The following is a 19,275-nucleotide window of genomic DNA, read 5'->3' on the forward strand; positions in this document are numbered from 1 at the left end:
CGTGCGTTTTCTCTTCGCAGTGCTCGCCCTCAGTCTGCCCTCCGCCACCGGTGAGGCCGCGCTGCCGCGCCTCGCCTACTTCGGCACGCTGCACGGCGAGATCTCCGTCCCGACTCTGCCCGCTCTGAAATGGCAGCTGGCAGCCACCAACCCCGCCAACGCTCCCCAGTCCGCCACGTTCACTCTCACCGGTGACGGACTTACTCTCCGCGCCAGCATCTCCGCCAACGAATCCACCGGCGTAGTCTCCTGGCATATCGAAGAAGGTAACCTGGAACTGGGTCCGTGGCTCTCCGCATCCGTCGCCCGCTACGCGCCCTCGCTCGGCACCATGACCGCCACCGGTCATCTCACTCTCACCGGCTCCGGCACGCTCGATGGACTCAAACCCTCCGGCCGCATCACCCTCACTTGCACCGACGCCACCGTCCACAACGAGAGCGGCGGCTGGAAACTCGAAGGCATTCAACTCGCCGGAGACTTCGCCCTCACGCCCGAACGCGCGCTCGAAAGCGCTCAGCCCTTCGAACTTCGCGTTCAAACCATCAGCACTTCCCGCCTCGGCGCGCGCGCCTTTCTCATGCGCGGACGTCTCATCGAAAAAACAAACGTCGCCGTCGAAACCGCCGAGGTCGAAATCGCCGGTGGCAAGATCGACGCCGCCGCCCCGTTCACGGCTTCACTCACTCCGTTCGAGATTTTTGCCCGCGTCCGCGTTGCCCGCATCGGTCTTCAAGATTTTGCGCAGCTCATTCCCTCCGGCCTCGCCGACGCCCGCGGCCGCCTCGACGGCGAACTCCGCGTCGGCTGGAAAGAATCGACCGGCCTGCAACTCGGCATCGGCCATCTCTCCCTCGACGAAGTGGAGCCCACCATCCTGCGCCTCGCACCTTCACCGGGATTATTAACGTCCTCTATTCCCGCGCGGTTCACGTTTCTACCCGGCAAAATCGGCCAGTGGCTCTCCCTGCGCAACGACGGCTACTACGACCTCCGCGAGATCGAGCTCGGCAACACCCAGCTGCGGGTCGACACCTTGCGCATGAGCATCACGCCCGACGGCGATAGCCAGGGCCGCTCCGCCCACGTCGAAATCGAAGCCACCCCGCTGCCACCCGATGGCGCAGTCCCCAAAGTGAACTTCACCGTCAACGTCGCCGGCCCCCTCGCCGCCCTCCTCCAACTCGGCATGACCCAGGAGTTCTCCACCGAACTCCACTGATCACTGAGGAAACTTTCGTTGCCACCCGCACTCTCATAAAAGACCTTCTCATCATGCTCCGCTGCCTCCTCCTGCTCGCCTGCACCGCGACCTTCACCGGCTGCATCCACGTCAAAGTGGACCCCATCCACGTCACCCTCGACGTGAACGTCAAAGTCGACCGCGCCCTCGACGACTTCTTCGGCGACCTCGACAAAAAATCCACCACCATCACCACCCCTGCCGCCAAATGAACACCGCCCTTTTCCGCCTCCTCGCCCTCACGCTCGCGCTATTTCTAGCCGCCGCAGCAGCCCCGTCGCTCCACGCCCAAGACCTCGGCGCCATCCGCGCCCGCATGGAAAAACGCATCCCGCAAATCGACGCGCTGAAAACCCAGGGCGCCCTCGGCGAAAACAACCGCGGCCTCCTCGAAGTCCGCGCCGCCGCCCCCGACGCCGACTCCGTGTCAGCCGCCGAAAACGCCGACCGCACCGCCGTGTACGCAGCCCTCGCCGCCAAAACCGGCGCCACCGCCGACGCCGTCGCCAAATCCCGCGCGAAACAAATCGCCAACAACTCCGCGCCCGGCGTCTGGCTCCAGCGCGACTCCGGCGACTGGTACAAAAAATAATCCCCTCTCCCCAAAACGCCGGCCGTCACGCCGGCGTTTTTTTGTGCCCGCGCCTTGTTTCTTCGCCCCGGCGTTCCCACCTTCACCCGCCCATGAAGCCCAACATCACGCTCGCCGAGACCAAGACGCCCAACGGCGCCCGCATGACCCTCGTCGAGCACGACGGCCACTTCTGCATCCGCGTCAACGGCCAGCAGCTCATGCACTCCGCCGTCACCACCTCCGAAGTCGAACTCGGCACGCTCGGCTGCGAACACTTCGCTAGGAAGAAAAACGCTCCCCGCGTCCTCATCGGCGGCCTCGGCCTCGGTTTCACGTTGAAAGCCGTTCTCGAGGCCGTCGGCCCCGCCGCCACCGTCCACGTCGCCGAACTCTTCTCCGAAATCGTCGCATGGAACCGCACGCACTTGCTCCCGCTCAACGGCAAACTCCTCGCCGATCCCCGTGTCACCGTTTTCGAAGAAGATGTCCGCGCCGTCCTCAGCCGCGCCGCGCGCGCACCCTACGACGTCATCATGCTCGATATCGACAACGGCACCACCGCCATGGTCAGCGACGGCAATAACGAACTCTACAGCCCCGGCGGTATCCGCCAGATCGCGACCGCCCTCAAACCCGGCGGCCGCGCCGCCGTCTGGTCCGCCTCGCCCGACGCCCCGCTCGCCGACCGCCTCAAACGCGCCGGCCTCACCGTGAAACCCGTCGCCTCCCGCGTGTACGCCACCGCCCGCCGCAGCGCCTATATGATCTACCTCGCCGACAAACTTCCCTCCGCCGCCCGTACATCCACAAAACCCCCGTCCCGCTGAATCCCTGATCACCACGCCAACCCCAGCCATGAAAACCCCCGTCCACTTCCTGGCCCTTCTCCTCGCGCTCTGCTCCGTCACCTTCGCAACCGACCCTTACACCGAAGCCGGCTTTCCCGCCGCTGATCGCGAATGGACGGCTGCTGACTACACAAAAGCCAGCGAACTCATTCAGCAAAAAAAGCTCCCGCTCCCCACGCTTAGAAAAGACGACTCCTCCGCACTCTTCTGGCGCATGGCCAACTCCCTCAATTTTGATCGCCTGGGAAACAAAGAGCTTCCTTACGAGACCCGCCTTGAAACCTACCGCACCTATGCGAAGGCACTCCAATCCATCTATGACGCATACCTGACCGAACTGAAAAGCGGCGCGTCCGTCGGCACGGAAATCGACCACTTAGTCGCCGCAATGCTCTACCTCACGCGACACCTGGTCTTAATCACCGAAGATCAACTCTCTAAAATCCCACGTGCCAGACTCACCCCAGAGACCTTGGATTCCCTCAAGAAAACAAAAGCCGCTATCGCTGAACAATTCTTCGTCGTCGATAGATTGCTCGACGAAAAGTACGCATCGAAAGACCGCAGCTACACCGTACTTCTCAACGCCACCGAGGATTGTCTCCGCACAGCCAGCAACGCGCTCAGCGACGAAGCCCGCGCCGACCTCCATCGCCGTTTTGAAATACGCCACGGCGAATTCCAGAATCTCAAAAACAAAATCATCCTCGGCTCGATCGTGACGAGCTTGCTGCCCACCCAAAAGCTCTGGCGCGAAATGGGTATGGCCGGCCCATCGCTCTGGCCCTGAAGCACGCGTCGAAACACTACCCGCGCTCCGATGAAACCCGCCTTCGTCCTTCACTCTCCCGACACCCTGACGGACTACTCCATTTTCATCGAAGAACCTTCCGCCACTGAGCCCGGCCCCTGGCCCGCAATCGCATTCCTCGATGGCGACGACCAATTCACCGCCGCCGTCTCCGCCTACCACTCCGCGCGCAAAGCCGGCGAACTCCCAGCTCCACTGCTCCTCGTCGGCGTCGGCTACGGCGCGAGCTACTCAAAGCCCGCCAACAAACGCGGCCGCGACTACACGCAGTCCACCCACAGCGACGAACCCACCAGCGGCGGAGCCGAAGCCTTCACCCGTTTTCTGACTAACACCCTCTGGCCCGAACTCGCCCGCCGCTATCCGCTGCGCGACGATCAACGCGGTATCGCCGGCCACTCGCTCGGCTCGTTGCTTGTTCTCTACACACTCTGGCGCGATCCACCCTTCTTCACGCACTACCTCGCGAGCGCCCCGTCGATCTGGTGGGATGACCGCCACATCCTCACTTTCGCCGCTCAACGCCACGTTCAAAACGCAACACTCCCCGCGCGCCTCTACCTCAGCGTCGGCGAAGAAGACTCCGCCTCCATGACCGGCGATCTCACGTTGCTCGAACAACAGCTCAAAGCCCGCCCCTTCTCGCAACTTGATCTGACCACACGCCGCTTCCCCCGCCGTAATCACTTCAACGTCCTGCCCGATGCCTTCCACTCAGGCCTCGTCACCCTCTTCGGCTCCCGCCCTCGCGTCCACGCATGAGCGCGCCCGCTTCACCTGCCGCCCCGGACGCCCGCTCGCGCCTTCAGGATCTCCTGCTGGCCCTCGCCGTCCTCGGCTTCACCGCCATCGTCTTCTGGCCGCCCGTCCACTGGCTCGCCTCGCAGACTTTCGCCCACGAACAACTCAAACAATCCGCCATCCTCGTCGTCCTCGCCGGCCTCTGGATAGCTTTCGAAAAACGCCGCACCCTCAGCCTCCGACTCGAATTTTCCAACGCCGTCATCGCCTGGTTCCTCGCCGCCTACGCGCTCGCCGGCGGCGCGCTTCTCCTCAAGACCCCGCTCCTCATCCTCGCCGGCCTCATCGCCGCGGCGGGCGGTGCCGTCAACTACCTCTTCGGCGCCCAGGCCTTCCGCCGCACGCTCCCGCTGCTCAGCGTATTCGCCGTTCTGATTCTCTGCGTCCTGCTCTTTCCCGTCCTCGACTGGCCGCTCCGCCAGATGGCCGGCGTCGAATCCGCCCGCTTCCTCAAATCCATCGGCCTCGCCTCCCAGCTCGCCATCCAGCAGACGCCCGACATTCGCCTCCTGCTCATCACGCCCCAGCAGACCTTCCTAGTCGCCACCGAGTGCAACGGCTTCGGCCTCATCACCTCCAGCCTGCTCCTCGGCCTCATCCGCCTCCTCTACCGCCAGGCCGCCTGGGCTTGGTTCGTGTTACTCTTGCCCCTCTGTGTGCTCGTAGCCTTCGTCTTCAACTTTCTGCGCATCGCCGCCATCGTCCTCCTCGCCCCCCGCTTCCCCGCGCACTACGACGTGCTCCACGAGATCGCCGGCCTCATCGCCCTCTACTCCGGCCTCGGTGTCGTCTGGCTCCTCACCGGCTGGCATCGTCTCTCCCGCCCCGCCGCCTGATCGTTCCTTCAACCCCGCCCCGTCTCCGGCACCAGCGCCTCCACTTCGTGCAACAGCTGATCCGCACGAAACGGCTTCTCCAGATGATGCACGTTTTCCATCCCGCGATTCGTGCAATTCTCCGCCGCCCACCCCCCATAGCCCGAAATCAACAGCGCCGGCAGCCCCGGCGTCTTTTCCCGCATATAGTCGATCACATCGCAGCCATTCGATCCCGGCAGCTGGAAATCTGAGATCACCGCCGAGAACCCGAACGGATCGAGCGTCTTCACATCATCCAGCCGGGCGGCGATCGCCACCTCGTAACCTGCATTCGAAAGCACCGTCCTCACCAACGGACCGATGAACTCGTCGTCTTCCACCAAGAGAATACGTGGTTTCATAAAAGAATAGTAACGGCAGAACCTCCCCGAAAATTTAGCCGTCTTTTACGACTAAGCACAGCCGCCCCTTTGTCGAACGATCCGGTCACTTCCCTCCTTCACCCAACCTTCCCGCCTGCCCCGCCCGCTTGTTAAGCAAATGCCCGCTCGCTCGTGACCGTTTTCTCCCCTAGTTCCTCTCCGTCCCCGCCCCGGACCGCCTCCGCCCTCCCCCCTTCCTCCGGCTCGCAGCGTATCCGGAAATTGGTTCCTCTCATGCCCATCCCCCTCGTAAACCGCCCCGCCAGTCCGCGATCTCCGCAAAAGTCCCCGCCCTCCCCGCCCGCGCACCTCTCCCGCCCCGCGTGAGCGCACTCCCCGCCCCCGTCACTCTGCGGCGCATCGCGCTGAATCGCCCACACTCTTGTGACGATCTACCACCCAGCATGTCCCGCGCTTCCCTCGCACGCCCCGGCGTGTTGCTCGCGTGTCTTCTGCTGGTATTCTCCAGCAGCCAGGGCTCTGCCGCGCCCCTGAGCGTCGGCATCGAGATCAACAACGAGCCTCTCTCCTTCGTCGCCACCGACGGCCGCCCCGCCGGTTTCGCCGTCGAGCTCATCCAGGCCGCCGCCGCAGAAAGCGGCCTCACCGTCACCCCCATCGTCGGCCCGTGGGAAACCATTTTCACCCGCTTTAAAGCCGGCGAAATCGACGCCCTCGCCAGCCTCGTTTATAGCAAAGAGCGCGATCAGTTCATCGATTTCTCCACCAGCCACCTCACCCTCACCGGCAACGTCTTCGTGCGCAAAGGCGGCCCCAGCCCGCGCTCCCTCGAAGAGCTCCGCACCCTCCGCATCGCCACCCCCGCCGGCGGCTACACCCACGAATACCTCATCGCCCACGGGCTCGCGGGTAACCTCGTCTTCGTCCCTTCGCTCACCGCCGCCCTCGAAGCCCTCGACGCCGGTAAATGCGACGCCTTCGCCGCCACCGGTCTCGTCGCCAGCTACTTCATCCGCGAACGCGGTTTCAAAAACATCCAGCAAAGCCCCCTCGTCCTCCCCGGCTTCTCTTACCGCCTCCACCTGGGCGTGCGCGCCGGCGACTCCGACCGCCTCGCCTTGCTCAACGAGGGCCTCGCCCGCATCCGCGCCAACGGCACCTACGACCGCCTGTACGAACAATGGATCGGCCCCATCGAACACCCGCACCTCCGAGCGCGCGACATCCTCCCCTACCTCATCCCCGCCGCCATCCTCTTACTGCTCAGCGTCGGCGCGTTCGCCTGGCAGCGCCGCATCCTGAAACAACTCGCCCGCCAGGCCGAGGCCCTCCGCCAGAGCGAAGAACGCCTCACCCTCGTGCTCGCAGCCAGCGAAGACGGCCTGTGGGACTGGGATCTGCGCACCAACCGCGTCGAGCGCAGCGAGCGCTGGGCCGCCATGCTCGGCTACGCCCTCGCCGACATCGACCCCACCCTCGAAGGCGGCCTCGCGCTGCTTCATCCGGAGGATCGCAACATCTACGAACGCTACCGCGCGCAACTCACCTCGGGCGGGGCCACTCGTCACGACATCGAGTACCGCATGAAAACCAAATCCGGCGAATGGCGCTGGATGCTCGAACGCGGCAAAGTCGTCGCCCGCTCTTCCGAAGGCACGCCTCTCCGCGTCGCCGGCACCCGCACCGACATCACCGACCTCAAAAACGCCCGCGAAGAACTCGTCCGCCAGGAAGCCCGCTTCCGCTTCATCTATCAGCACGTGCCTGTCGGTATTTCCTGGGTACGCCGCGAACAGACCGAGACCCGTCTCGTCAACCCCGCCCACGAGCGCATCACCGGCGTCCCCCTCTCGCGCTCCCGTGTCTCCGCCAACTACATCGAGGCCACCCACCCCGATGATCGCGAGCGCCAGCGCCTTTTCCAAGCCCGCCTCGACCGCGCCGAGATCGACAACTTCTCCATGGAGAAACGCTACGTCCACCCCAACGGCACCGTCGTCTGGGCTCTTCTCACGCTTCACCGCTACTACGATCCCGTCACGCACGAGGCGCAGACCGTCACCACCCTCGTGGACATCTCCGGCCTCAAACGCGCCGAAGAGGAACGCCGCAATCTCCATCTCAAAATCCTCGAAACCCAGAAGCTCGAAAGCCTCGGCGTCCTCGCCGGCGGCATCGCCCACGACTTCAACAACCTCCTCACCGTCATCCTCGCCAACGCCAGCTTCGTGCGCATGGAAATCACCCACGCCTCCGCGCACGAGCCGCTCGAACACATCGAAAACGCCGCCCGCCGCGCCGCCGATCTCTGCCGCCAGATGCTCGCCTACGCCGGCAAGGGCAGCTTCGTCGTCCAGAAACTCGACCTCAACCAGCTCCTCCAAAGCACCGCCCAGCTCCTCCAGATTTCCATCAGCAAAAAAGCCCGCCTCGTCCTTCACCTCGCCAGCGACCTGCCCGCCGTCGAGGGCGACAACTCCCAGCTTCAGCAGGTCTTGATGAACCTCGTCATCAACGCCTCCGACGCCCTCGGCGACCACCCTGGCGAGATCCGCCTCCGCACCTGGCGCGGCCGCCCTTCCCTCATCCCCGGCGCCATCGTCCACGCCTTCGACACCCCGCCCGGCGACTGCGCCTGTCTGGAAGTTTCCGATACAGGCAAGGGCATGGATATTCCCACGCTGGAGCGCATCTTCGATCCGTTTTTCACCACCAAATTCACCGGCCGCGGCCTCGGCCTCGCCGCCGTCCTCGGCATCATGCGCTCCTGCCGCGGCACCCTCACCGTCGAGAGCCAGCCCGGCCACGGCACCACCTTCCGCCTCTATCTGCCCGCCGCCCAAGCCCAGTCGCAAATCCCCCCGGCCACCCGCGTCAGCGCGCCCCCGATTGAGCCCACACGCACCTCCCGCGGCACCATCCTCATCGCCGACGACGAAGCCGCCGTCCTCAAAACCTTCGATCAACAACTCCGCCGCCACGGCTACCAGACCATCCTCGCCTCCGACGGACACGAAGCGGTGGAACACTTCCGCGCCACGCCCGCCGGGTTCGCCGCTTTGCTCCTCGACCTGACCATGCCCGGCCTCGACGGCGCGGAAGTTCTCCGCGAGGTCCGCGCGCTCAACCCCACCGCGAGCGTTCTTGTCATGAGCGGCTTCAGCGAAAAAGACGTCCTCGACCGCCTCGCCGGCCTCGGCCCCGTTTCCATTCTGCAAAAACCCTTCACGCTCGAAGTCCTCCTCGACCGTCTCCGCGAAGTCACCGCCACCGCCCGCTCGCAATAAATCGCTACGCCAGCGCCCGCCCCACCTGCGCCACATCCGCCTCGATGTCGCACTTGTTCGCGCTCAGATCCTGCGCGAGCGCGGTTTCGCCCGCCGTCACCACCGGTCGGTAATCCAGCCGCTTCAACGCCGCCACCCGCCAGAAACACGGGTTCACATACGCCCGGTTGAACAGCTCCACCACGCGCGTCCCCTCCTCGCAAAAAACCAGATTCGCCAGCCCCGCCCCATGCGGCGCCACGATCTCCCGCGCCCCGCGAAACACCGCGATCTGCTCCGCCCACGTCAGCTCTTCGAGAAACACTTTCTGAAACCCACGCGCCTCGACCTGCGCCCACAACGCCTCTTCATTTTCCACCCGCCGCCGTTTCGCCCGCTCTCGCGAGACATATATGCGCTCAGCCCCACCCGCCCCGGATTTCTCTTTCGGTAACGTCTCCGCAAACGCCGTCACCCGTCTCACCACCTCCGGCGTCGGCCAACCCGCCGGCCCCGGCAGGCTCGGCACGATCAGCCGCTCGCATTGAAGATGATGATCACGCCTCACCGGCAGCACCTTTCCGCCAAACCTAAAATGCCGCAGCGCTTCCACCGCGAAGTTCTCCCGCACATTCGCGAGCAACGCATCGCATCCGCTCAAATCAGCCGCCAGCAACCGCGGCAGCTCCTCCAACAACCAGTGCCCATAACCCACGCCTTGCGTTGTCGCCACCACCGCCGTCGTCCCCGCCACCGCCTCCGGTTGCCGGATACGCGGATAAGTCAGCAGCCAGTGTTCGTCGAAGGCCTTCCCGAAGTCTTCCGACACATCCCGCGCGATACTCCGCCCGTCGGGCGCCAAGACATTCCCCGACCCAAACACGCGGCCACCGGGCAGCACCGCCTGAAACGTCGCCTCGATTTTCACTCCGGCTCTCGCGCTTAAAAACTCCCGCACCTCCGCCACCGCTTGCGCGGGCAGCGCGTACGCGACGCGCTCCGCCGCATCGCGAAACGCCAGCGATCCGCCCGCCCGGCCGACGATCGTCTCCAGTCGTTCACACAAAATCGGCGGCGGCAGAAAGGTGGCCATCAACCGCTATGGAAGCCCAGCTCATCGAGCTCGCTCAGGTGAAACGGCGCGCTCGCCAGCACGTCCTGCAACTTCTCAAACGCCTCCGCAAACGAGGACGCCGCAAAAATCTCCACGCCGTCCTGGTGATCGTGCAGTTGGATTTCCCACCCGCCTGCCCCCGCCTTCGGCGGCACCTCGGCAACGAAGCCGAAAAGATAATTTCCCGGCAGCCCTGGATGCGGTCCGCCGCCCGGAACGAGGAAAAGCGTGTGGATCGGATCATGGATCGCCGGCGCCACCGCTCCCGCGTGCTTCCGATGATGTATCGCCTTTCCGGGCACTGTCGCCCGGTACGGCTCCGCCTTCGCGCGCTGCGCCGGGTTGAGCGACTGGAGATACCGCTCGAAGATCGCCGCGTTCCCCTCCAGCGCCGTGTCCGCGATTTTCCCCGTGGCGACCGCCTCCAGATTATCCGCGTGGAAATACGCCCGGCTCGCCAGCGAACGCGCCGTCACATGGCCGTCCTTGTGATCTGCGTCGGCGTACACCTGGTGCGAAGCGTACAGGCGCTTCATCGCGTCCTGATACGCGGGCGTATGCGGCACCGCCCCGATGGGGCTTAGCTCGATTTTATCTAGGACCGTGGAGTCAAACTGGGCATGGGGATCTTGGGGCATGGCCCCACTGGATAGTTGCCCGCCGCTCGCTCGACGAGACCCATCTCTCGGCAAAAAACTGCGCACTTCTTGACCCTGCGCCCGCGAACCGGCACTTGAAGCCCCACCATGGAACTGCCCGAAGACGAACTGACCTTCCTCCGCGATCTCGTGAAAACTTCACGCCAGAAAATCGTCCGCGTTCAATGGATTGATCGCGACGGCACCACCCGCGTCACCCCGCTGAGCCAGACCGAAAACACCCGCCTCAAGCAAATCGCTGCCCGCCTCGGCACCAATCCGGGCGAAATCCTCCGTCAGGCCGCTCACATCCCGGTACCGAAATACACCGGCAAAAAATCGCCGTCATCCGAAGACAACGGCGATCCCGCAAACTAAACCTGCTCGCGACGCCGCTTTACCAGCGGTCATAGCGCGGCCGCCCGTAATGATCGTGCAGCCGCCCCGAGTAGCCCGAGTCTACCGGCTGCTGCGGATCGTACGCCGGACTTCCCTTGATCGCATCGCGGCTGAGATCGATATGGATCATCGAGCCATTCCGGTTGAAGTCCGAAATCCACAGCGGCGCGATCACGACTTTTTTTCCCGGCAACCAGTTGCCGGTGCTGATCACCAGATATCGGATCTCCCACGTGCGATCTTCTATGAGCACGTCCTCCACGTGGCCGATCTCGCCATCTAGGGCCTCGATGTGATGCCCGATGAGCGCGTTCACATTGCGCAGATGCGGATCGTACTCCCCATGTCCCACCACGCCCGCCGCCGCTTGGTCGAGTGCGAGTACGCGCTCCGCATCCGCCGCCACAGCGCCAGCACTCGGCATCGCTCCCATCGGACCGGCAAACGCCAGCGCCGTGAAAACCGGATCAGACCAATAATACGGCCAGCCGTAATAATCGCTCAGCGTCGCTTCGTGCTGACGTGAAACCGGTTTGTCCGTGTCGATACCGGGGCTGTTTTTCACCTGCTCCTTGGTGAGACTCACGGGCAGGATTTTCTTTTCCCAATCCGGCAGATCCACCGAGAGCGGCGAGATCAACACCTGGCGGCTGAGCAACCAGCTGCCCGCATCCACCACGAAGTAGCGTACGTTCCACTGCTGGTCGTCGAAGTAGAGATCTTTGACGTGTCCGATCGTACCATCGCGCGCCAGCAGTTCATGACGCTCCAGAGTTTTTGCATTTCTTAACATGATTCATCCTGGGTTGAGGGTTGGTCACGAAGGCGCCGAGATGACGCGCTTTCCTTACCTCGAAAGAAAATCGGGACCGCCCCATTCACAACCCGTCGGCGACTTTATTAGTTGGGAGATTGCGCGGCTGCGCTCACCGGAAAAATCCCCAGTCGTTGATCAACGCCTCTTCCGCCAGAGACCGGTCGTCCACCTGCGTGTCTTCCTGCGCAGTCAGTTGCTTTGATCAGTACTTCGCTAAGCTAACTCATCTGTTCGCATCACCAACATCCCACACCATGAAACCCAACGATCTTCCCATCCTGTACGTGAAAACCGGCTGCCCTTATTGCATCGATGCCGTGAAATTCCTCGGCGAACACGGCGTCGGCTTTCGCCAGGTGAATGTCACTGACGACCAATCCGCATTTGCCGAAATGCAGAAAAAATCAGGCCAGACCAAAGCCCCCACGCTCGACTGGAACGGCAAAATCCTCGCCGACTTCGGCATCGAGGAACTCGTCCCCTTCCTCCAAGCGCGCAACGTGAAGCTCGAAGACAGTTGATCGTCCACCGCCTCTGGCGCGGGTCGCAAACGTCGTCCCGCGCCATTCGTTTCAAACCTGTCTCACCGATCACCGGCGAGTGCGGTTTCCGTCAGGAGGATGACGTCTCGTTTTGTTTCAGGGCTGTTGGTCGCACGCCCGCATTCAGCGATCAATCGCGCCACCGCGTGTACGCGCTTCGCGTAAACCGGATGCCGCACATATTCACTCAGCGGCAGCTCAAGACGCTCGCACCACGTATCGGCACCATAGCTCCCGGGTAGATTGAACCGTTGCGCGATGCCGAGCAGATCGCTGCTCATCACCACCGCAAGATGACATGGCGTGCGAAACAGCGTGCGCATCAACGCCTCCAGCAAAGCCTCATTCAAGGTATCCGGCGCTGCCTCCGTCCACCCGACCAGTTCGAGCAGGTTCTTCAGATCAACCGCCGCATTTCCCTCGGGATCTTTTTTAGCTCTCGTGATCATCCCTAGGTATTGCGCCGCGAGTGGGGCCTGATCGTGGTTCGCAAAAGCCACGAGACTCAGTTTCCGCAACGATTCGATAGGCGGCAGCGAACGATCAGCCCTGCGGTCGAAATGCGGGAACGTCAGATTCGCCAGCGAAAGCGCTTCAAGTGTGCGCTTCATGTAATCCGCAGGCTCACCCAGAATTTCCGCGACGAGGTGCATGTCGCCTGCCTCCCGCTGGATGACCGAGATGATCTCCCGTCCCTGCAGCTCATTCATCTTCGCACCTGCCGCGTCGCCATCCGGCCCGGGCACGTAGCGCGGCACGCGCCCTCCCGTGCGTTGCTTCACCTCCTCCTCCGTGTACTTCGCAAACTCCGCGTGCTTCGCACCGCCCGGCCAAGGAAACATATAGGCGCGAAAATACCCGCGCAGATGATCCACGCGGCACGCATGGAAAAACTGTTTCTCGCTGGCGATCCGCCCACGCAACCACTCGAAGTTCGATGACCGGTGATTCTCCCAACGATAAGCGGGCAATCCCCAGTTCTGCCCCCAGCGCTCGGAATCCTTGTTGGCATCCTGCGTCCCGATCGGCGCCGACCCGACGTTCCACTCCAAGTCGAAAAGCTCCGGCTGCGCCCACACATCCACGCTACAACGACCGACGCCAAACGACATTTCCCCCATGAGGAAAACGCCATTCTCCTCCGCATACGCCTTCACCGCCCGCCACTGCCGCCAAGCCACCCACTGGATAAATTCAAAACCCTCCCGCGCATGATCGATCCGCGCACGATCCGGATGCCGCGCCAGCCAGGCATTCGCACCGCTCAACGATTGATGCTCCGGACGCCACTCGGTCCAGTTCGGGTTACCCTCGTATTCACGAATCAAAACACGAAACAACGAGTAAGCCGGTAACCAAGATGCGTTGTCCCTCTGAAACTGGCTGTACTCCGCCAGCTCCTCGTCCGATGCCTCGCCTGCCCGAAACACATGATGCGCCGCGAGCAGGATATGGATTTTCAGAGGGAAAACGGAATTATGGCGCACCGTGCTCTCGCGCAGCTTCTCAAGCCACGACTCTGGAGCCGCCGTCCGGATCATCTCTGCGCTCAGCCCAGGCACATCCTGCTCGGTCAACGCCACGAACGCCGGCGATAGCGCACGCGAACTGATGGCGTTGTACGGACTGTGATCTCCCACCGTTTCGTGGATCGGCAAAAATTGCAGCAGCGCGAATCCCTGCTGCGCGCAAAATTGGATCGCTTCCTTCATGGCGAGCGTGTCACCCACGCCAAAGTCCTTCGCGTGGCGAAGTGCGAAGACCGGCACCAGCAAACCCGCTATCCGTTTGTGAGGATTGAGACGTGTCATGAGTGACCGCCTTCGCATCGGGAATGCCAGTACGCAGGCTGCCCGCGCATTCACTCTCACGAGTGAACGCCTTCACTTGCCCAGCCGGAAAAGAACCGCGTTTTGCCAGACTGTTTGCCTCAGCGAAATGCACTTTGCCTCCGGACCTCACTGATCGTCACGCGCCATCCGCTGATTTCCCCCGTGCAACTCTGCACCGCGCGTCACTTGGCCCGCCGCAAGCAAACCGTCACGGCATGGCACACTCCCTGACTCCCGAAAAAAGCACCGACATTCACGCGGGCGTGGACGTGAAAAAGAAAACGACCCGCGTGAATATGACGATCATCTTGGCCGTCCTCGTCTTCTTCGCGCTCGGAGCAGCCTTGGTTATCAAGGTTGCGAAAAACCCTCCGCAAACTCCCGAAGAAGTCAGCCCGCTGAAACCCTGACCACAGTCCACACAACGTCATCATCACGGCAGCACTGAATCCCATGCAAATCTACAAAGACACTCTCGTCGGAAAAGTGGCCTTCGTCACCGGAGCGGGTTCCGGCATTGGCCGCGCCACGGCAAAACTCCTCGCCTTCGCCGGAGCGCGCGTGGCACCGCTCACCCGAAACCGTGAAGACTCCGATAGCATTTGCGCCGAAATCCGCCACGGCGGCGGTGAAGTGCTTCCGGTAATCGGCGATGTTTCCAAGCCCTCCGAAATCGATGCCGCCGTTGCCGCCATTCACTCCACTTGGCAGAAGCTCGATATCGTCGTCGCCAACGCCGGCATCAACGGTCTCTGGGCTCCTATCGACGAAATATCCGTCGAGGAATGGACCAAGACCATGACCGTTAATTTAACCGGCACCTTCGTCACGTTAAAGCCTTCTCTCCCGCTCCTCAAAGTCAGCGGCGGCTCCGTCATCATCGTCTCTTCGGTCAACGGCACCCGTATCTTCAGCAATCCCGGCACCGCCGCTTACGCTGTTTCCAAAGCCGGCCAGGCCGCCTTCGCCAAAAAAGCCGCTATCGAGCTCGCCCAGCACCGCATCCGTGTAAACGTCATCTGCCCCGGCTCCATCTCCACGCGTATCGACGACAGTGTGACGCACAAGGATCTCGATCACATCAAAATCGACGCCTCATACCCCAAAGGCACCGTTCCGCTGACCGAGGGCCAGCCGGGAACCGCAGGCCAGGTCGCCCAGCTCATCTGGTTTCTCGCTTCCGACGCGTCCAGTCACATCACCGGCACTGAAGTCTTCATCGATGGCGGAGAATCTCTCCTGATGGGCTGATTCAGTCCGGGGGCTTTCCGCCGTCTACCGCTGCTTTCGCGGACCAGTCTTCTTTTCGTTCTCCGAGCGGGAAACCACCTGTCGCGCTTCATCGTCTGAACCGGCCGACTGTTCAAATAGACAAAGCGACCGCGCCATCATCGTGAATTCCTGGCCCGCCTTGCATGAGGTCGGCTCCTGCAAGAATCCCGCCTCATCCGCAGTGTTCAGAAGAAGCCGCCACTCGACGCCCGGCTTTCCCGGAAGACAGATCGCGAAGTCCTCATGGTGCGCGTTGAAGAACATCAGGAAGGTATCGTCCTTGATCGGATTGCCGAAAAAATCCCGCACCACGAGCGAGTCGCCATTGAGCATCACGCCAAGAACTTTCGCGAACTCCGCTGCCCACGAAGCATCGTCCATCTCCACGCCCGCGGCATTCACCCAGGTGATGTCTTTCACGCCCTCTCCCCGCAGATCGCGTCCTTGGAAAAAGCTCGGCTGGCGAAAGATCGGGTGCTCATGCCGCAGCTGGATCAACGTGCTCGTGTAGTTGAACAGCTTTTTCGCGTGCTCGTCGCGCTTCCAGTCGAGCCAGCTGATCTCGTTGTCCTGGCAGTAGGCGTTGTTGTTTCCCTGCTGCGTGGCCCCGTATTCATCTCCTCCACGCAGCATAGGCACGCCCTGAGAAAGAAACAGCGTCGCGAGGAAGTTGCGCTGGAGCCGGCGGCGGACTTTCAAAATGTCCTCCGGTGCATCGAGGCCTTCATGCCCCCAGTTCCAGGCATGGTTGTTGTTGTCCCCGTCCTTGTTGTCTTCGCCGTTGGCTTGATTGTGTTTTTCGCTGAACGAAACGAGATCACGCAGCGAGTAACCGTCGTGCGAGGTGACGAAGTTGATGCTGGCCGAAGGCGTTTTGCTGCTGCTCTCGTAAAGATCGGAACTGCCGCAAAGCCGGTAAGCGAAATCGCGCGTTAATCCGCTATCGCCCTTCCAGTAACCGCGCAGCGTATCCCGGTAGCGCCCATTCCACTCGGCCCAGAGCGCGGGGAAATTCCCCACCTGATAACCGCCCTCGCCGACGTCCCACGGTTCGGCGATCAGCTTCACTTGAGAGATGATCGGGTCTTGATGAATCACGTCGAAGAACGACGACAGCTTGCTCACTTCGTGAAGTTCACGCGCGAGTGTAGCCGCCAGATCGAAACGAAACCCATCCACATGCATCTCGGTGACCCAGTAGCGCAGACTGTCCATGAGCAGCTGGAGCATGCGCGGGTGCGGGATGTTCAGCGTGTTTCCCGTGCCCGTGTAATCCATGTAGTACCGCTTGTCGTCATGAACGAGGCGGTAGTACGCAGCATTATCGATCCCGCGAAATGAGAGCGTCGGCCCGAGATGATTGCCCTCGACAGTGTGGTTATAGACGACGTCCAGAATCACCTCGAAGCCCGCCTTGTGCAGGCTTTTCACCATCGTCTTAAACTCCGCCACCTGCCCGCCGAGATCGCCGCTGCTGCTGTATTTGGATTCCGGAGCGAAGAAGCCGATCGTGTTGTAGCCCCAGTAATCGACGAGTCCCTTGTCGATGAGATGCTTGCTCGTGATGTGATGATGCACCGGCAGCACCTCGATCGCGGTCACGCCGAGCCTCTTGAAATAGCTGATCGCCTGCGGACACCCCAGGCCCGCGTACGTACCGCGCAACTGCTCCGGGACTTCCTCCCATAATTGGGAAAACCCTTTCACGTGTACTTCATAAATCACCGTCTCGTGAAGCGGCCGCCTCGGGCGGTGGTCGTCATCCCACGTAAACGCCGTGTCGATCACGACCGACTTCGGCATCAGCGCGCCCGTGTCGCGATCATCCTTCGACAGATCCTTCTCCGCATGGCCGATGACGTAGCCAAAAATTTCATCCCGCCACTCCACTTTCCCTGAGATCGCCTTCGCGTAGGGATCGAGCAGTAGCTTCGCAGGATTAAACCGATGCCCCTTGCCCGGCTCATACGGTCCTTCGACGCGATAGCCATAAAGCTGTCCCGGTCGCACCTCGGGTAGAAATACATGCCACACGCAATCGGTCCGCTCGGTAAGCCGCACGCGAGTAACTTCCAGGGACGGATTATCCGCATCGTACAGGCAAAGCTCCACGCCCGTCGCATTCTCCGAAAACAACGCGAAGTTAACGCCATCTCCACGCCAGGTGGCGCCGAGCGGATAAGAGTGCCCCTTCCAGATTTTCGAAATTTGCATAAGTGAAGCAGAGACTAACGCCTCACTTTAACGGCAATCGTTTCGCCCCGCCACCCGGCGGATGCGCGACGTTAACATCAGGCGCCGCCCCTAGGCGGCCTGCCAGAAACGGTCGGCTCGGGCCGCATTTTCAACGCATGCATCGAGCCTCCCACGACCAGCGCGGCACCAATGATCAGAAGGTTTTTCACGATGTACTGCCCCTCCATCGTCAGACCGAAAGGAAACTGCGTGAAACATACTTTGGGGAGCACGATCAACGGCAGAAACGTCCCGGGGAGCTGCAAAAATAAGAGCAGCAATCCCACCCGCAACAGCGGTCGGAAAAGCAGGCACACGCCAATCACCATCTCCCAAATACCCAGCAGCGGCACAAACACGTCGGGCGAAAACCAATACACCGTTCGGCGTACAATATCGTCAGCCGGGCTCGCCCCAAACGTTTTGAGCGCACCGAACCAGACAAAGATCACCGCTAGCGCTATCTGAAGCATCGGCACGCCGTGACGCCGCATCCAGTCGATGACCTTCCCATCGACTGCGCGCAGCGAAGACACCAGTGGTTTGAAAAACGGAAAACGCGGCACGCCCAAACTTACCGCACATCTGCCGACACGCCCATCAGGCCCAGACCTTGGGGGGCAACCGGTAAAACTCTGCGCTCATATTGAGTGCATATTGCCATCACTCCCACCAAGCACCGGCGCAATTTGCGCTGACCCTGAATCCCATCAACCGGCCCCATCCCTTGAAATAAATTATCCACCAACGAGTTACGCATAATGCACCGTTCACGGCATCCAGTCTGCGAAGGGATACATCATCACCTCCTAAACGCTTCACCCTTCTCTCATGAAATCTCTCGAAACCGCTTCGCCCTTTCTCTCATCGCCTTCCAACACGCGGCAGGCAGCCAACGCCCGCCGGATTTTTATCGTGGACGATCATCCCGTCACCCGCGCCGGGATTTCCGCGCTGCTCACTCAACAAGGCGGCTACGTAGTCTGCGGAGAATCCGAGTCCGCCCCCAAAGCCATCGAACTGATCCCCAAGCTCAGCCCCGAACTCGCGATCATCGACATCTCCCTCAAGACCACCAGCGGCATCGAGCTCATCAAAAATCTCCACTCCCTCGCTCCCGATCTGAAGGTGCTCGTGCTCTCGATGCATGACGAAAACCTCTACGCCGAACGCGCCCTTCGCGCCGGCGCCCGCGGTTACGTCATGAAAGATCAAGCACACGAAACGCTCATCACCGCCGTCCGTCGCGTGCTCGAAGGCGATCTCTACCTCAGCGAAAAAATGAAAGAGCGCATGCTTCACCGTTTCGTGAGCAACAAGAGCGACGAGCTGACTTTCTCCATCGACAGCCTGAGTGACCGGGAAATCGAAGTCCTCGGCCACATCGGCAACGGCTACAGCACCCGGCAGATCGCCGCGAAACTCAACCTGAGCGTGAAGACCATCGATTCGTACCGCGAGCATCTGAAAATCAAACTGCGCCTTGCCAAAGGCGCCGACCTCGTTCGCCACGCCATTCAATGGGTGAAAAGCGAATGCCTAGTCTGAAGCACAGACCCGACAACGCGAGCGGCCCTTGAGAAAAATAATGATGCTGCCCCGACATGTGCGACAGACGTCCGTTCACCGACTGGAAAAATGCCAGAAGCTCGCGAACCTCGTGCATAACTCGAGCGCGGATG

Annotated in this window: 20 protein-coding genes; 13 read left to right on the forward strand and 7 right to left on the reverse strand. The window is 61.9% G+C overall.

Going from position 1 to position 19,275, the window contains the following annotated elements:
• Position 1: 1 nt before the first annotated feature.
• The 7 genes from CMV30_RS02600 (at position 2) to CMV30_RS02630 (ending at position 5,113) form a co-directional block, all read left to right on the forward strand.
• Positions 2–1,222 (forward strand): hypothetical protein, encoded by a 1,221-nt coding sequence (locus CMV30_RS02600; protein ID WP_096054574.1) that lies wholly within the window; start codon positions 2–4, stop codon positions 1,220–1,222.
• Positions 1,223–1,275: 53 nt separating this feature from the next.
• Positions 1,276–1,455, forward strand: coding sequence for a hypothetical protein (locus tag CMV30_RS02605; protein ID WP_096054575.1), 180 nt, complete (start codon positions 1,276–1,278; stop codon positions 1,453–1,455).
• Positions 1,452–1,835 (forward strand): YdbL family probable chaperone protein, encoded by a 384-nt coding sequence (locus tag CMV30_RS02610; RefSeq protein WP_096054576.1) that lies wholly within the window; start codon positions 1,452–1,454, stop codon positions 1,833–1,835. The genes CMV30_RS02605 and CMV30_RS02610 overlap by 4 nt, the downstream gene beginning before the upstream one ends.
• 92 nt (positions 1,836–1,927) lie before the next feature.
• The gene (locus CMV30_RS02615) at positions 1,928–2,644 is read left to right on the forward strand and encodes a spermidine synthase family protein (protein ID WP_096054577.1); all 717 of its coding nucleotides are present in this window, start codon (positions 1,928–1,930) and stop codon (positions 2,642–2,644) included.
• A gap of 28 nt (positions 2,645–2,672) precedes the next feature.
• Positions 2,673–3,455 carry a hypothetical protein gene (locus CMV30_RS02620; protein ID WP_096054578.1) on the forward strand — a complete coding sequence of 261 codons (783 nt, stop codon included), beginning with the start codon at positions 2,673–2,675 and terminating at the stop codon, positions 3,453–3,455.
• Between the two features lie 30 nt (positions 3,456–3,485).
• A complete protein-coding gene (locus CMV30_RS02625) occupies positions 3,486–4,238 on the forward strand; it encodes an alpha/beta hydrolase (RefSeq protein ID WP_096054579.1) in 753 nt (250 codons plus the stop codon).
• Positions 4,235–5,113 carry an archaeosortase/exosortase family protein gene (locus CMV30_RS02630; RefSeq protein WP_096054580.1) on the forward strand — a complete coding sequence of 293 codons (879 nt, stop codon included), beginning with the start codon at positions 4,235–4,237 and terminating at the stop codon, positions 5,111–5,113. The genes CMV30_RS02625 and CMV30_RS02630 overlap by 4 nt, the downstream gene beginning before the upstream one ends.
• A gap of 8 nt (positions 5,114–5,121) precedes the next feature.
• Here the strand turns inward: CMV30_RS02630 and CMV30_RS02635 are convergent, their stop codons facing one another.
• A complete protein-coding gene (locus CMV30_RS02635) occupies positions 5,122–5,496 on the reverse strand; it encodes a response regulator (RefSeq protein ID WP_096054581.1) in 375 nt (124 codons plus the stop codon).
• Positions 5,497–5,921: 425 nt separating this feature from the next.
• Between CMV30_RS02635 and CMV30_RS02645 the strand changes: the two genes are divergently transcribed.
• Entirely contained in the window at positions 5,922–8,765 is a 2,844-nt protein-coding gene (locus CMV30_RS02645) for a transporter substrate-binding domain-containing protein (RefSeq protein ID WP_096054583.1), read from the forward strand.
• A 4-nt stretch (positions 8,766–8,769) separates the two neighbouring features.
• On the opposite strand, the gene CMV30_RS02650 is transcribed toward CMV30_RS02645, so the two are convergent.
• Both CMV30_RS02650 and CMV30_RS02655 read right to left on the reverse strand, forming a co-directional pair.
• Entirely contained in the window at positions 8,770–9,837 is a 1,068-nt protein-coding gene (locus tag CMV30_RS02650) for a glycosyltransferase family 61 protein (RefSeq protein WP_096054584.1), read from the reverse strand.
• Entirely contained in the window at positions 9,837–10,496 is a 660-nt protein-coding gene (locus CMV30_RS02655) for a hypothetical protein (protein WP_096054585.1), read from the reverse strand. Before CMV30_RS02655 ends, CMV30_RS02650 begins: the two co-directional genes overlap by 1 nt.
• Positions 10,497–10,604: 108 nt before the next feature.
• On the opposite strand from CMV30_RS02655, the gene CMV30_RS02660 reads away from it, so the two are divergent.
• On the forward strand, positions 10,605–10,874 hold the full coding sequence (locus CMV30_RS02660) for a hypothetical protein (protein ID WP_096054586.1): 270 nt from the start codon (positions 10,605–10,607) through the stop codon (positions 10,872–10,874).
• A 19-nt stretch (positions 10,875–10,893) separates the two neighbouring features.
• Here the strand turns inward: CMV30_RS02660 and CMV30_RS02665 are convergent, their stop codons facing one another.
• Positions 10,894–11,688 (reverse strand): PRC-barrel domain containing protein, encoded by a 795-nt coding sequence (locus CMV30_RS02665; protein WP_096054587.1) that lies wholly within the window; start codon positions 11,686–11,688, stop codon positions 10,894–10,896.
• Positions 11,689–11,966: 278 nt separating this feature from the next.
• On the opposite strand from CMV30_RS02665, the gene CMV30_RS02670 reads away from it, so the two are divergent.
• On the forward strand, positions 11,967–12,233 hold the full coding sequence (locus CMV30_RS02670) for a glutaredoxin family protein (protein ID WP_096054588.1): 267 nt from the start codon (positions 11,967–11,969) through the stop codon (positions 12,231–12,233).
• Between the two features lie 62 nt (positions 12,234–12,295).
• On the opposite strand, the gene CMV30_RS02675 is transcribed toward CMV30_RS02670, so the two are convergent.
• Positions 12,296–14,065, reverse strand: coding sequence for a 4-alpha-glucanotransferase (locus CMV30_RS02675; RefSeq protein WP_175414706.1), 1,770 nt, complete (start codon positions 14,063–14,065; stop codon positions 12,296–12,298).
• A 62-nt stretch (positions 14,066–14,127) separates the two neighbouring features.
• On the opposite strand from CMV30_RS02675, the gene CMV30_RS19215 reads away from it, so the two are divergent.
• Both CMV30_RS19215 and CMV30_RS02685 read left to right on the forward strand, forming a co-directional pair.
• Complete coding sequence (locus CMV30_RS19215; protein WP_138223079.1) at positions 14,128–14,496, forward strand: hypothetical protein; 369 nt, start codon at positions 14,128–14,130, stop codon at positions 14,494–14,496.
• Between the two features lie 43 nt (positions 14,497–14,539).
• On the forward strand, positions 14,540–15,337 hold the full coding sequence (locus tag CMV30_RS02685) for an SDR family oxidoreductase (RefSeq protein ID WP_096054591.1): 798 nt from the start codon (positions 14,540–14,542) through the stop codon (positions 15,335–15,337).
• Between the two features lie 24 nt (positions 15,338–15,361).
• On the opposite strand, the gene glgX is transcribed toward CMV30_RS02685, so the two are convergent.
• Positions 15,362–17,572: a glycogen debranching protein GlgX gene (gene glgX, locus CMV30_RS02690; RefSeq protein ID WP_096054592.1), complete on the reverse strand. Its 2,211-nt coding sequence runs from the start codon at positions 17,570–17,572 to the stop codon at positions 15,362–15,364.
• A 77-nt stretch (positions 17,573–17,649) separates the two neighbouring features.
• Positions 17,650–18,087, reverse strand: a complete 438-nt coding sequence (locus CMV30_RS02695; protein WP_342755722.1) for a hypothetical protein — start codon at positions 18,085–18,087, stop codon at positions 17,650–17,652.
• 337 nt (positions 18,088–18,424) lie between these two features.
• Here CMV30_RS02695 and CMV30_RS02700 point away from each other — a divergent pair, with 337 nt between their 5' ends.
• Positions 18,425–19,141, forward strand: coding sequence for a response regulator transcription factor (locus CMV30_RS02700; protein ID WP_096054594.1), 717 nt, complete (start codon positions 18,425–18,427; stop codon positions 19,139–19,141).
• The last annotated feature ends 134 nt before the right edge of the window (positions 19,142–19,275 follow it).

Source organism: Nibricoccus aquaticus, from assembly GCF_002310495.1.
Lineage (GTDB): Bacteria > Verrucomicrobiota > Verrucomicrobiia > Opitutales > Opitutaceae > Nibricoccus > Nibricoccus aquaticus.

Excerpts from the sequence above, each read along its gene's own strand:
- CMV30_RS02700 (WP_096054594.1), top strand. The coding sequence starts at position 18,425 with ATGAAATCTCTCGAAACCGCTTCGCCCTTTCTCTCATCGCCTTCCAAC.
- CMV30_RS02630 (WP_096054580.1), top strand. The coding sequence starts at position 4,235 with ATGAGCGCGCCCGCTTCACCTGCCGCCCCGGACGCCCGCTCGCGCCTT.
- CMV30_RS02625 (WP_096054579.1), top strand. The coding sequence starts at position 3,486 with ATGAAACCCGCCTTCGTCCTTCACTCTCCCGACACCCTGACGGACTAC.
- CMV30_RS02620 (WP_096054578.1), top strand. The coding sequence starts at position 2,673 with ATGAAAACCCCCGTCCACTTCCTGGCCCTTCTCCTCGCGCTCTGCTCC.
- CMV30_RS02675 (WP_175414706.1), bottom strand. The coding sequence starts at position 14,065 with ATGACACGTCTCAATCCTCACAAACGGATAGCGGGTTTGCTGGTGCCG.
- CMV30_RS02615 (WP_096054577.1), top strand. The coding sequence starts at position 1,928 with ATGAAGCCCAACATCACGCTCGCCGAGACCAAGACGCCCAACGGCGCC.
- glgX (WP_096054592.1), bottom strand. The coding sequence starts at position 17,572 with ATGCAAATTTCGAAAATCTGGAAGGGGCACTCTTATCCGCTCGGCGCC.
- CMV30_RS02610 (WP_096054576.1), top strand. The coding sequence starts at position 1,452 with ATGAACACCGCCCTTTTCCGCCTCCTCGCCCTCACGCTCGCGCTATTT.
- CMV30_RS02695 (WP_342755722.1), bottom strand. The coding sequence starts at position 18,087 with ATGCGGCGTCACGGCGTGCCGATGCTTCAGATAGCGCTAGCGGTGATC.
- CMV30_RS02650 (WP_096054584.1), bottom strand. The coding sequence starts at position 9,837 with ATGGCCACCTTTCTGCCGCCGCCGATTTTGTGTGAACGACTGGAGACG.
- CMV30_RS02665 (WP_096054587.1), bottom strand. The coding sequence starts at position 11,688 with ATGTTAAGAAATGCAAAAACTCTGGAGCGTCATGAACTGCTGGCGCGC.
- CMV30_RS02660 (WP_096054586.1), top strand. The coding sequence starts at position 10,605 with ATGGAACTGCCCGAAGACGAACTGACCTTCCTCCGCGATCTCGTGAAA.
- CMV30_RS02635 (WP_096054581.1), bottom strand. The coding sequence starts at position 5,496 with ATGAAACCACGTATTCTCTTGGTGGAAGACGACGAGTTCATCGGTCCG.
- CMV30_RS02605 (WP_096054575.1), top strand. The coding sequence starts at position 1,276 with ATGCTCCGCTGCCTCCTCCTGCTCGCCTGCACCGCGACCTTCACCGGC.
- CMV30_RS02670 (WP_096054588.1), top strand. The coding sequence starts at position 11,967 with ATGAAACCCAACGATCTTCCCATCCTGTACGTGAAAACCGGCTGCCCT.
- CMV30_RS02685 (WP_096054591.1), top strand. The coding sequence starts at position 14,540 with ATGCAAATCTACAAAGACACTCTCGTCGGAAAAGTGGCCTTCGTCACC.
- CMV30_RS02645 (WP_096054583.1), top strand. The coding sequence starts at position 5,922 with ATGTCCCGCGCTTCCCTCGCACGCCCCGGCGTGTTGCTCGCGTGTCTT.
- CMV30_RS02655 (WP_096054585.1), bottom strand. The coding sequence starts at position 10,496 with ATGCCCCAAGATCCCCATGCCCAGTTTGACTCCACGGTCCTAGATAAA.